The organism is Bradyrhizobium sp. DOA9 (assembly GCF_000617845.2).
GTDB lineage: Bacteria > Pseudomonadota > Alphaproteobacteria > Rhizobiales > Xanthobacteraceae > Bradyrhizobium.
Window position 1 is genome coordinate 399,783 of the sequence record NZ_DF820426.1, and the last position, 11,935, is coordinate 411,717.

The following is an 11,935-nucleotide window of genomic DNA, read 5'->3' on the forward strand; positions in this document are numbered from 1 at the left end:
TTGCCGCCGAGACCAACGTCCTGCGGGCCCTGACGCTTGGTGAGTGGTTACGCCCATTGAAGCTCGACCGCGATACCCCCAGCGCATCGCATAGCCATGCCACCGGCCAGATTGTCCGGCGCCTCGCGATGAAGACGAACTTCATGTCGCTCCTTCGCGAAGACGGCTGCGGCCTTCCTAAGAAACAGCCAATGCCCGGGTCCACTTGCAGGACGAAGCCGAGTGACTTGGCACGTCGCCTCAGATTGGCGACGACACGGCCGCGATATTGTTCTTCGTAGTGATCAGCACCCGGATCCCTGTAGGTCATGCCGTGCCGGAGCGTATTGTAGAACAGAACTGCTATTTTGCGAGCGGTTGCCGTCACCGCGTTTGGCTTGCCGGCGCGCAAAGCCAGCCGTCGATAAAATGCGCCAAGCGCCGTATCGCTCCACCCAACCGAGGTCGCTGCAAGCCGCAGCAGTGCCGCTGCCCGACTGGACGATCGCCGCATGCGCGAAGATAGTAGCTTGCCACCGGAGATATTGTTTGGGCCTCCCCTAAATCGGTGGACACCTATAGCTCAGGCAGCGAGAGGTGTCAGATGGCGAAACGGCAGCGTCGGTCCTATTCGGACGAGTACAAGCGACAGGCAGTTGATCTGGTTGTATCGAGCGGCCGCTCGGCGAAGTCGATATCGAAGGAGCTCGGGCTCGACGGCTCCGTGCTCAGCCGATGGGCGAAGGAGCTGGTCACAGTGGCAGCGGGCGGCAGCGCCGCGGCGCCCACGCCGCAAGCGGCGGTGCCGTCGGCGGACCAGGCTGACATGATCGCCAAGTTGCAGCGGGAAAACGAACAGCTGCGCATGGAGCGCGACATTTTGAAAAGGTCGATCGCGATCTTTGCTGGACCCCGGACGAAGGGTTCCGCTTTATCGAAGATCGCCGTGCGGACTAATCCGGTTGAGGTCATGTGCCGCGCGCTCGGCGTCTCGCCTGCAGGCTATTAGGCGGTCGCGCCCGGAAAGCCTCCGGGCCTTGGCCAATCGAGAGCTGCTGGATGCTATTAAGCGGGTTCGTCGCGATAGCCGTGGTCGCTATGGCAGCCCGCCATCCAGCCGAGGACGCCGTATAGCGCTGTCCTGACGTCGAACGACGGTGTGTTAACCTGCTTGGTCTTTACCCGCGGCCTGGAGAGCTCGCCGATCGGCTTGGCTCCTTTGTCAGTCAGCGCCGTGATCAAGGATTCCAGCTTGCGGTCACAATCGAGCATCTTGGCCTGGTAGGTGTCGTAGAGCTCCGGCGACTGGGTCAGTGCGAAGACAAGTTCGTCCCGATCGTTGCCTACCAGTGCGGCGCGGATGGTCTCGATGGTGTATTGACAGCGCACGTCACGGTAGGTCGCCAACACGTCAGCATTCCGCTCGCCTGCCACAATAGCTCGGATAATCCGCATCCCGGTCGCGCCCGTGGTGTCGGAGACGACGTGATGAAGTTGCAAGTTCATCTCCATCAGGGCCTTCTGCATGTGCTGGATATGAGCGGCTGCATATTCGACTAGCCGCTCTCGCTGGCGGAGATAGGCGCGTAGCGTCGCAATATCGGCATCAGGCCGGAAGCTGCCGCGCAGCAAAACCACAGGAATGAAGCTGGCGCAGCCAAGCGACGTCACTGACATCAGTTTTTGCGTCCAGGCACGCTCTTGGCGTAACGTGCGTTGACCAGAATGACGTCGAACCACGCTGCTCGAGAATCTCGTACACCGGGATCCAATAGACCCCCGTGGATTCCATCGCGACACCGATCACGCCGCACGCTTTGAACCAATCCGCCACTTCGTGCAGGTCCTGCGTGAATGTGCCAAATGCACGCACCGGCGTGCCGGTGCCGCCTGGGTCGACCGCCGCCATGTGCATTTTTGACCCTATGTCGATGGCGGCGGCTTCAACGTTGACCGGCTTTAATCCGGGCGGCCACCGGCAGGCGTCTTCGGCATTGCAACTCCTCCATCCAGTCATGGGGCTGGAGGGTCTGGGTTATGCCAATCGTCATCCTCCAAATCGGGATCGCCGTCCGAACAGCGTCACCATTCTCACGTTCCCATCCACCCATTGGCCTCCAGCTTGGCGACCTCACGGCGCTGCGGCTCGATCTCTTGCTGCTCGGGCTTCATCTGCCCATGCCGGGGAACGCCTGTACCGGGTCAGGGCCGAACTCCTTCACCCATTTGCGCAGTACGTACTCATGAACCCCCCGGTCGCGGCCGGCTTGCGCCACCGACACCCCGCGCTCCCTGACACGCTTGACCGCTTCGATCTTGAACTCTCGGCTAAACTTCCGTCTCTGCATGGCCAACCTCCGGCTTGATAAAACACCCAATCTCGGGTCCATCAAAACGGCAGCAGCTCACTGCCTGCTATCAATTTTGGCGGAAACTAGTTTGCACCATGTCCGACGAATCTAACCAGAGTCGGGATCTGTAGTAAGGCTGTTGCAAGCCCTTTTCCGTTACTAATTGTTACATGCCTTGGCAAAGCGGTCTTTCGCAGGGGTCGTGGAGCGTACGCTCCCGGCGTCCAACTCATTGCGCCGAGGCGGTTACATGATGCCCATAGGAGGCAGAGGCATCGATGGCCGAGCGCTTGCAACCCCTGAGGGCAAGTCGCGGTTCGCCTCACACATGCGCCAATGTGGCGCACCCCTTGGATTGAGTGGCCTCACGCAGCCAAATAGGCGCGAGAGGCTCGCCCGGCACGTGGCAATTGGGATGAGTAATGCCCGATTTTCGCGCCTCATCGCACCTGGAGAGAACCCGATGGGGGGGAGCTGCACCGGGGCATATCCTCCCGTGGGGACCGGATTGTTAATGCTAGTTGGCCTTGTCGCTGCTCTAGGAACGTTGTTGTTAGGTCCGCGGCATCGCAGATACCAAACGCCGACGTGACACCACTGGTCTCGAACTACGAATTGGCCAAAAACACGACATATGACCGGCAACCCTGCTTTTCTTTCGGCGGCCAACTCCGACTTATCCGGAGCGGGGCCCTATCATCTTAGCCGTCCGCCAAGCCTGGACGCGCCAGAGATCTTGCTGTCGATCGCAGAACAACTCGCCGCACTCTATCGGCTCGAGCTCGCGCTTGAGGCGGTCGCCGGGTTAATACAGTCGCGGCTTGGGATGCAACATTCCGTGGTGTGTCCAAGTCTTGCCGAAAATGCCTCGGCAATCGCCGTCGGCGTGGGCTGGACTGAAGGAACCGATCAGAGCTACCGCCTCAGCTTGCCCGCAAGGAGCCCTCGACCGCGTCCTCACCACGGCCGCACTCTATACGATAGATCCTCTGCTCCCCGAGAATTGCCCGGCGGGAACCGATACAAGTGCACTCGGCGGCCCGGCAAGCAATCAATTGACGTTCATCGCCGTTCCGATCGTTGTGGAGAGCGCTACCGCTGGGATGCTGTCTGCCGAGTTGCTCCAGGGTGGCTCCTCCTCGTTCGCCGAGTCGGGCATAATGCTTCTCCGCTCTATCGCAGACCAGCTCGGAGACTTTCTCCAGTCATACCGCTCCACCGTCAACGATGAAAGAGAACAGCCCTTGCCGAGCAATGACGACTGGACAGAGCTACCGCATGCCGATCAAGTCGAGGCAGACCACAACATAACGGTACCTGGCGTTGTCGGTCGCAGTCCGGCGCTGCGCAAACTCCTTCGTGAGATCAGCATGGTCGCTAAGTCAAATGCAACGGTGCTCTTACGAGGCGAGACCGGCAGCGGCAAGGAGGTTGCTGCAAAAGCAATCCACGACCTCTCTTCGCGTGCCGGCCGGCCATTCATCAAAGTCAACTGCGCGGCGCTGCCGGAGACCATATTGGAATCTGAGCTCTTTGGCCATGAGAAGGGTGCCTTTACCGGAGCAATCAGTTCTCGGAAGGGGCGTTTCGAGCTGGCTGATAAAGGCACGCTTTTTCTCGACGAGATTGGGGAGATTTCAGGGCCTTTTCAAGCGAAGCTGCTGCGGGCGCTACAACAGCAAGAGTTTGAGAAGGTGGGGGGTACACACACGATAAGAGTCGACGTTCGGATCATAGCAGCCACTAACAAGAATCTAGAAGTGGCCGTTTCGGAGACGCAATTCCGCGCGGACCTCTATTACCGCCTGAGCGTCATTCCGCTACTGGTCCCGCCACTGCGGGAGCGCCGCGACGACATTCCATTGCTCGCGGCTGGGTTTCTCCACTCGTTCAACTCCGAGAACGGTCGATCGTTAACTTTCGATTCCAGCGCGCTCGACGTACTGACGGGCTGCGAATTTCCTGGCAACATCAGAGAGCTTCAGAGTTGTGTTCAACGAACAGCCACCATGGCGATTGGTCCATCAATCACCAGTCGCGATTTAGCCTGCAAATCCGGTGGGTGCTTTTCCGCTCGGCTCTGGAAGAACAAGCAGTGGCAGCAGATGCCACAACAATCGTCCACTGATGAGCCGCATAGGGTATCAGGCGATGCACTATTTCAGCGAGTTCACCTGGACCACCCTTCCCACGCAACCAGATCTTCGAACTCGCAGTTTACGAGAAGTGAGCGAATAATTGATCGCGAGACCCTCATTGCGGCCTTGGAAAAGGCTGGGTGGGTACAGGCGAAGGCAGCGCGGTTACTCAAATTGACGCCCGGCCAAATCGGCTACGCACTCAGAAAACACGGAGTCGAGCTAAAGAAGCTATGATCGTACTTGACCGGAGGCGAGCTGCAACTTCATCAGGTCTGGTTTGTAGGCATGAGATCTCACCTTGCCCCGGCCATAATCCAGTTCGAAGCTCGTTTCGGCGCCCAGTGAGGACCGGAAGGAGCATGAGGCTGACGCTGGTCCGTGGCGGAAGCCGAGCGCAAGCGACGCCAGCATCTACCAGTGGAAAGCCAAGTTCGGCGGAACGGACGTCTCGGAAGCCAAGCGGCCGAAGACGCTGGAGGACGAGAACACGCGGGTCAGGCAGGCGAATGATCATGCGCTTCGTGCCGATTAAGACGCTGGGATTGACGCCACAGTCTCATTCAAACGGAGGCAAACAGCGGCTGGGACGAATACCGAAGATGGCAAGTCCGGAATTCCGCCCTCTCCTCGTTGCCAGGGAACGGCCGTCTTGCGGGTTCTCCGAACCGGCGCTTGGGCGCGCCGTGGCTGAAGGCGCTTCTTGCCAGACGGCCCTTTAAGGTCGTTGCTGTCCCGCAGGCCAATAAGATGAGCGGATCACCTGGGCGCTCCTGAACGAGGGCGAAATTGGCGTCCTGACCCCCAATAGCGATTACCGCGGTCGCCGTCTGATGGACGCCATGACCGCCAAAACGATCTGATCGGCGCAGGCCGGCAGAGGCAAGGTGCAACAACAGGCGATGAACCCATGGGACGAAATCCCGAAAGAAACGTGGCACTCACCGAATGTCGGCCTCGACGACACTCTGGAGTACTGTCGCCGCCATAAAGGGCTCTTATTGTGCTACCAGGTAGATGCGGCAAGACACAGGAAATAGGGTTGCAACGGCCCGCCATGCCGGTTCGGCCGACCCATTGAGAATGTGGATGCCCTTTATCATAACAATCGATTTCACCGACGCCGGTCAAGCTTGCTACTGGTGACACGGCGTCGGATCTGCTGAGAGTTATACGTTGAGAAATCGCTCCCGTGACGGCGTCGCTTCGGGAAGGCTCGCTGGCCTCCAAACGGAACCTTATAACGAGTGCTCATGACGACCATGATGAATAGTATCAGAAACGCAACCTCGACGGAAATAATGGGAATGCGAGATCAGGCATTGGCGTGGTGGCTACCGAAGCTGAAACACTATGCATCTTGTTTGCGGCTGCTAGAGAGCGCCTTACCCGTTCGTCGGCCTCACCTTGAGTCGCTTGCTGACCCGCCTGCTCCGGTCGGTTGCAGCACTTCTCATGAACATCTCAGGCAAAGTATCGAGTCGCGAATCGCAGAGATTGGAAGGTTAGTAGGCGAAGGTGAAAAGCCGGTCGAAGCAACCCGGCATCTCGCTGACCTGGCGAACGCGCTCATATTCGCGCAGCTCGGCATCTTTTCCAAAGTCAAATTGGTCAGTACCGAGACAGCCGGCGGCCTCACGAACCGTGCTCCCTTAGAGACGAGCGGGATCTATGAACCGGATGCGCTTTTGAGGCTTGGCCATTTGTTCGACAAAGCTGTATTGGCGTTAACTCCGAATTTGCGAACGCAAGCCAATAAAGCAGAGATCGCAAAACTTATCCTCGGCCGGGCATCTGAAAGCAAAGCCGAGCAATGTCTTTTCATTAGGCTTGTCATTGCGATTGTTGCCGCCGCCGAAGGGATGTAACGCCTGGCGGCCATTGTACGTTACGCAATATGATTTCGGCACCCGCAAAGCAGCTGTCGAGGTGCTCAACCTCGGCATTTGCTGTGTCTCCCGCCGTGGCGAGGTGCGGCGAAGCCAGACCTGAGCCTCCCCTAATTCGGTGGACACCGAGCTTAGGCAGCAAGAGGTGTCAGATGGCGAAACGGCAGCGACGGTCCTATTCGGACGAGTACAAGCGGCAAGCAGTTGACCTGGTTTTGTCGAGCCGGCGCTCGGCGAAGTCGGTCTCGAAGGAGCTCGGGCTCGACGGCTCGGTGCTAAGCCGATGGGTGGCGGAGCGGGGCACCGTGGCAGCCGGCGGCAGCGCCGAGGCTCCCACACGGCAAGCGGCGGTGCCGTCGGCGGACCAGGCTGACGTGATCGCGCGGCTGCAGCGGGAAAATGAGCAGCTGCGGATGGAGCGCGACATTTTAAGAAAGTCGATCGCGATCTTCGCTGGACCCAAGACATGAGATTCCGCTTCATCGAAGATCGCCGCGCGGATTATCCTGTCAAGGTCATGTGCCACGTGCTCGGGATCTCTCCTGCAGGCTACTATGCTTGGCGGGCGCGCCCGGAAAGCTCTCAGGCCGCTGCCAATCGCGAGCTGCTGGAGAACATCAGGCGGGTTCATCGCGACACCCATGGTCGCTATCGCAATCCGCGCATTCATGCCGAACTCAAGGCCCAGGAACACCATGCAAGCCGTGGCCGGATCGAGCGGCAAATGCGCTGCCATCTCGGCCGGCCTGCGGCGATGCCGCACCACCGATAGCGGGCATGGCTTCCCGATCGCGCCAAACCTGCTCGACCGGAACTTCTCGGCCGCCATGCGCAATCAGGTCTGGCTCGCCGACATCACCTATGTCTGGACCGGAGAGGGCTGGCGTACCTGGCCGCCATCATGGATCTGTGCACTCGCCGTATCGTGGGTTGGGCGATGGACGAGCATCTGCGCACCGAATTGCCGCTCGCCGCATTACGAATGGCCATCAAGGGACAAGGGCCCGGAGCCGGGCTGATCCATCACTCCGATCGCGGCACCCAATATGCTTCGACCGAGTACCGCCAGGCGCTGCAAGCCGCCGGCTTCCGGCCCTCGATGAGCCGTAGAGCCGACTGCTACGACAATGCCCCGATGGAAAGTTTCTTCCATACCCTCAAGACCGAACTGGTCCATCACCGCAAATATGCAGCTCGCGATGAAGCACAACGCGACATCTTTGCCTATATCGAGGGCTTCTATAATCAAACCCGCAGACACTCGGCCATCGGCTATATCAGCCCGATCGAGATGGAGCTAAAATCGGCTTGATCCCAGTCCACTTTTTTGGGGCAAGATCAGGCCGCGCTGCCACCGCGTCGCAGAGGGCACCAACCTCAATTCACTCCGCTCCGCTGCTAATGGATAGCACTTCGGCGCGAGGTCACTGAAACACCGCTTCATTTTCCACATGCCATCCGAGGTACGTCTTGCGGCGTTGTGCGATCCGCTCATGGCCCTGGAACCGGAAAAGCTCGCGTGTCGAATCAGGAGAGAAGCCAGAGGATAGCACGAAAGATAAGTATCCACGTTGTAAGGCAGAAAAGTACCCCGAACAGCCATACTCTCGCTCTGAATCGGCGGCGCCAGTTTACAAGTTCCGATGCACAACCGTTGAAGCGTCGACCGCGGACGACGTCAATCATTTCCCGGTAATTGCCAAAAACAAAATATGAGCGATTACTTCGGATGTACCTTATCCGATCTTGAGGTGAAAGGCACCATTCCCAGACGTACTGCGCCTCCTCCAGCACACTGTCCAACCTTGGCCTATACTTTCGGGAGTTGGGTGCACGCCGCTCAATGAGCGGCGAGTTGGAGTGAAGCGATCGCGGGCTCTCGGTAAGCGTGAACATTTGCCGAAACATCAAAGTGAACCTTTTCGAAATACTTCGGACGATGCGTACAATGTGACGTAACGAGAGAATCAAGAGGATCAGGCGCAGTGCATCATCTATTTCTGTACAAGGCCGGTGGCGGGGACCTCGAGTTCGAGTGCCAGCACCGGATAACGGCCGGATGTGAGCACGGGTACTGTGGCCGGCATAGGCCGGGCGCCGCTGGCTAACGGACTTTCAGCTCCTGAGGCAGCAGATAGTGCGTATATTGTTTATCGTATAAGTAGCGGCCAGTTGAGCTAGCCCCCGGGAACGTAGGACATGGGCGATGCGGCCTCGCCGAGAAAGAATGATCAACTGATTAGGAAAAGGCTTGAATCGCACGCGACTGGAGATCGTACGATGCAGGGAAATGGTGAACTGCGAGACGAGTCACAGGAAGCGGTGACCCAGCCCGGATGCCCCTCAAACTGCCGCTCGTGGCGCGGCTGACCGTGTAGGCGGCTGCAAATGGACAAGGTTTGAATGGCTCAAGATGAACCGCTTGAACGTTATTGTCGTAGCACTTGTATACGTTCAACTGCACCTGCACACGATATGACGATACCGCGCCAGCACTCAACGGTCCTAACCTCCTAGAGGACATAATGCATCAAAGGCAACTCAACTGGTGCCTCTGGATCTGTAAAATGAACTGCTGTTTGATCGCGTTCAGTATTGTTGCAGCGATGAGCATTTTGTCAGTACGGTGTGCCAAAGCCAACGAATCGCTTCCAGCTGCGCAGGAAACGCAGGCGTGTATGCCCGAGCGTCGTTCGTTTCTGTAGAAGCGACATACCTGATGCGATCGCAATTATTAGGTGTCTCAGACCTACCGTGGCCAGTACGAGCACGGAATGCCATCTCGTTATGTCTCGAGAGCGGCCGAACGGCTGTCAAAATGACTTGGCGGCAGATGGACCGAGAGCGGTATGCTGCCGTCTAACACTCTTAAGGCGACCCTTTTCCGGAATATGACGCGCGGTGACCGAATGGATAAGAACTTCCGATTTCGGCATTGCTGATTGAGTGTACTGTCTAAGTGGGTTGTAGTCTTGTTGAAGAAAACTCTCCGACGCCAGTCCAGCTGAACCCGATTATGTTTGACTGAGCAGTAGCGGAACTGGTGGACAGGAGCATAGATGAGCGGCTTTGTTAGCAGGTGTCGGAAAGTGGTTCGCCATGACAAAGCATTTGAGGATCGACGATCGGAACTGTTTCCAGTGTGCTGTGGTCTAAATGATCGCGTGAATAGCGCGCTTATTTTGAAAGCTGTCTGCCTTGTGAGTAGAATCCGGAAGAGTTTGCGTGTGGTTTGTTCATGCCTTAGCGGCCCGGTGAGCTGATAAATGAGCGGACCTTGCCCCCAAGTTTTATTCAGGTCTGAGTTCGTGCGGGCGGTTGGATCTGCCCATGTGGGCGGTGGTAGCGGCGGGAGCTGGCGCGGAGCCTTCGACAAAACCGCAGCGCCAGATCCCGTCGCGAAGTGCAGGTGGAGGCAACCTCGGATGGCGTCTTCCGTCCGAACTGGGAGTGCGGCCGGGCGTCGTATTGTCGGCCCGCCAGCACCGGAGCGCGACGCGGGACTGGGCGAACGAGGTCAAGAGTGTCTCATTCCACAGCTCATACCGCAGGCGGCCGTTGAACCTTTTGATGAAGCCGTTCTGCATGGGTTTGGCGGAGCGATGTAGTGCCAGGCGACACGGTTCTGATCGGTCCAGGTCAGGATCACAAGGCTGGTGAGCTCGCTGCCGTTGTTGGTCACCACCATCCTGGGCTTGCCGCGCCCGGCGACCAGCCGTTCCAGCTCTCGAGCGCCCTGGGCACCCGAGAGTGAGGTGTCGGCCATCAGCGCCAGGCACTGGCGGGTACAGTCGTCGACCACGGTCAGGATCCGGAAGCGCCGGCCACCGGTCATCTGATCCGACACGAAGTCGAGCAACCAGGGATCTTCGGGAGCAACGGCGCCGTCATCAGTGCTCGTGTGCCGAGGTCCGCTTGCGACCACCTCTGCGGCGCACCGCGAGCCGTTCCTCCCGGTACAGCCGGAACAGCTCCTTGTGATTGAGCAGGTAGCCTGTAGCGGAAGCGACGCGCGTCGGCCAGCCCGGGGTTCGCCGGGCTCGTGACTAGGGAGGCCTAGCCCAACCGGAGTTACGAGCCCGGCGTCGGCGCGATCCGTGAGGGACCGCGCCGACTGGTGATCCCGGCCGGCGGGCTTATGCAAGTGGTTCTTCCGCCAAGAGGAATCACTCGCTTGCCCGGCCGATAAATCACAGATGACCAGATGGGGTTCTACATGAAGTGCCGTCAGACCGATAGCCCGCCAGTGGCGGCGGCCAAGGCGTCATTCAGTGCGCCCACCGCCTATCGGATTGAGAGAGACCCCTGACTTCCATCGCAAAGGAAGGCTCCCCGCAGCCCGCGACGACCTGACCCGTTGAGCGAGGTGTTCCAGACCGAAATCGTCCCGATCCTGAAGGCGGCACCTGGCTTACGCCCGGTGGCGGTCTTCGAGGAGATGCTACGACGCATCCGGATCCGGTATCCGTCGTACCGCGACGTATCCGTGCCTGGCGCGCGATCCACGGGGATGAGCAGGAGGTGATCTTCCGCCAAACCACGAGCCTGGCCAGCTCGGCCTCTCCGACTTCACAGACATGGGCGAGTTGGTTGTGACAATCGCGGGAGCCCCGCTCGATCATCGTCTCCATCACTTCCGTTTGGCCTATTGCAGGTTCGAGCACGCCCACGTCGTAATTGGCGGCGAAAGCTTCGTTGACCCGGCCGAAGGCCTGCAGGGCCCTCTGGTCGCTCGGTGGGGCGCCATCGGACCGACTGTCTGTCGGCCACATTCTGCAATCTCGATCGTGATGCACGGGACGATCTGACGCAGCCATAAAGAGGTCCGTGATGGCAGCCGGGTACAGCCAGCCCTCTGCCGTCGGAACGTAGGTGATATCGGCGAGCCAGACCCGATTGAAAGCCGCGGCGGTGACGTCGCGTGCGATGAGGTTCGGAGCGATCGGCAGATCGTGACAACTATCGGTCGCGCGCGGACCCGACGTGGCGTTGACATGATCGCCCGGATGACATGCCGTCGCATCAGTCGTTCGATCCGGCCACGGCGGCGCCACGTCCCCGCATAACCCCGGACCGCCATAGCGTTGGCCGCTCTCACGATGGACCTGCCGGATCTCGGGCAACAGCATGGAATTGGACGTTGTGCGACCGCTCGCCGGGCGCTCGTGCCAGGCGTAATAGCCGGCCGGCGACACCTCGAGCACGGCACACATCAGCCGTACCGGATAGGCCTCCCCGTGATCTTCGATGAAGCGAAAGCTCATGTCCGGGTTCCGGCAAAGATCGCGATCAACTTTTCTAAAATGTCGCGCTCCATGCGCAGCCGTTCGTTCTCCTGGCGCAACCGGGCTATCTCCGAAGCCCGGTCCGCTGGCATCGGCGTCGCCTGCGTCGTGGCGCGCGACGCTGCCGATGCCGGTTCCTGCCGGAGCTTATCTGCCCAGCGCCGCGACACCGACCCGCGCAGATCGAGCTCCTTGACCACCGATCCGATAGACCGACGGCTCTAGCCCCCCTCAACCGCTTGCCGCTTATAGTCCTCAGTAAGAACCGACGTTGACGTTCCATTCGACACCTC

General features: G+C 59.3%; 6 protein-coding genes and 6 pseudogenes. 7 read left to right on the forward strand and 5 right to left on the reverse strand.

Features of this window, described 5'->3' with window-relative positions:
* Positions 1–196: 196 nt before the first annotated feature.
* A pseudogene (locus BDOA9_RS39755) lies at positions 197–529 on the reverse strand (IS110 family transposase); the annotation flags it as partial.
* Between the two features lie 54 nt (positions 530–583).
* Between BDOA9_RS39755 and BDOA9_RS35050 the strand changes: the two are divergent.
* A complete protein-coding gene (locus BDOA9_RS35050; protein ID WP_025038594.1) occupies positions 584–988 on the forward strand; it encodes a transposase in 405 nt (134 codons plus the stop codon).
* A gap of 56 nt (positions 989–1,044) precedes the next feature.
* Here the strand turns inward: BDOA9_RS35050 and BDOA9_RS40090 are convergent, their stop codons facing one another.
* The 3 genes and pseudogenes from BDOA9_RS40090 to BDOA9_RS35060 all read right to left on the reverse strand — a co-directional run.
* The gene (locus BDOA9_RS40090; RefSeq protein WP_340162411.1) at positions 1,045–1,656 is read right to left on the reverse strand and encodes a hypothetical protein; all 612 of its coding nucleotides are present in this window, start codon (positions 1,654–1,656) and stop codon (positions 1,045–1,047) included.
* Positions 1,586–1,996 (reverse strand): IS110 family transposase, encoded by a 411-nt coding sequence (locus BDOA9_RS39760; protein ID WP_340162412.1) that lies wholly within the window; start codon positions 1,994–1,996, stop codon positions 1,586–1,588. Before BDOA9_RS39760 ends, BDOA9_RS40090 begins: the two co-directional genes overlap by 71 nt.
* Positions 1,997–2,091: 95 nt before the next feature.
* Positions 2,092–2,327 (reverse strand): annotated as a pseudogene (locus BDOA9_RS35060) (transposase); the annotation flags it as partial.
* An 866-nt stretch (positions 2,328–3,193) separates the two neighbouring features.
* Between BDOA9_RS35060 and nifA the strand changes: the two are divergent.
* The 4 genes and pseudogenes from nifA (at position 3,194) to BDOA9_RS35080 (ending at position 7,669) form a co-directional block, all read left to right on the forward strand.
* Positions 3,194–4,705 carry a nif-specific transcriptional activator NifA gene (gene nifA, locus BDOA9_RS35065; RefSeq protein WP_244521651.1) on the forward strand — a complete coding sequence of 504 codons (1,512 nt, stop codon included), beginning with the start codon at positions 3,194–3,196 and terminating at the stop codon, positions 4,703–4,705.
* 118 nt (positions 4,706–4,823) lie between these two features.
* A pseudogene (locus BDOA9_RS39765) lies at positions 4,824–4,973 on the forward strand (transposase); the annotation flags it as partial.
* A 748-nt stretch (positions 4,974–5,721) separates the two neighbouring features.
* On the forward strand, positions 5,722–6,336 hold the full coding sequence (locus BDOA9_RS39770) for a hypothetical protein (protein WP_025038595.1): 615 nt from the start codon (positions 5,722–5,724) through the stop codon (positions 6,334–6,336).
* A gap of 173 nt (positions 6,337–6,509) precedes the next feature.
* Positions 6,510–7,669, forward strand: a pseudogene (locus BDOA9_RS35080) (IS3 family transposase).
* 1,978 nt (positions 7,670–9,647) lie between these two features.
* Here the strand turns inward: BDOA9_RS35080 and BDOA9_RS35085 are convergent.
* Positions 9,648–10,352, reverse strand: a pseudogene (locus BDOA9_RS35085) (integrase core domain-containing protein); the annotation flags it as partial.
* 209 nt (positions 10,353–10,561) lie between these two features.
* Here BDOA9_RS35085 and BDOA9_RS35090 point away from each other — a divergent pair.
* Together BDOA9_RS35090 and BDOA9_RS38515 are read left to right on the forward strand one after the other, a co-directional pair.
* Positions 10,562–11,170: pseudogene (locus BDOA9_RS35090) on the forward strand (IS21 family transposase); the annotation flags it as partial.
* Positions 11,171–11,594: 424 nt separating this feature from the next.
* A complete protein-coding gene (locus BDOA9_RS38515) occupies positions 11,595–11,867 on the forward strand; it encodes a hypothetical protein (RefSeq protein ID WP_152033741.1) in 273 nt (90 codons plus the stop codon).
* Positions 11,868–11,935 lie beyond the last annotated feature (68 nt).

Bases quoted from the DNA above. Each gene is read 5' to 3' on its own strand.
- BDOA9_RS39770 (WP_025038595.1), top strand. From the start codon at position 5,722: ATGACGACCATGATGAATAGTATCAGAAACGCAACCTCGACGGAAATA.
- BDOA9_RS40090 (WP_340162411.1), bottom strand. From the start codon at position 1,656: ATGTCAGTGACGTCGCTTGGCTGCGCCAGCTTCATTCCTGTGGTTTTG.
- BDOA9_RS35050 (WP_025038594.1), top strand. From the start codon at position 584: ATGGCGAAACGGCAGCGTCGGTCCTATTCGGACGAGTACAAGCGACAG.
- nifA (WP_244521651.1), top strand. From the start codon at position 3,194: ATGCCTCGGCAATCGCCGTCGGCGTGGGCTGGACTGAAGGAACCGATC.
- BDOA9_RS39760 (WP_340162412.1), bottom strand. From the start codon at position 1,996: ATGACTGGATGGAGGAGTTGCAATGCCGAAGACGCCTGCCGGTGGCCG.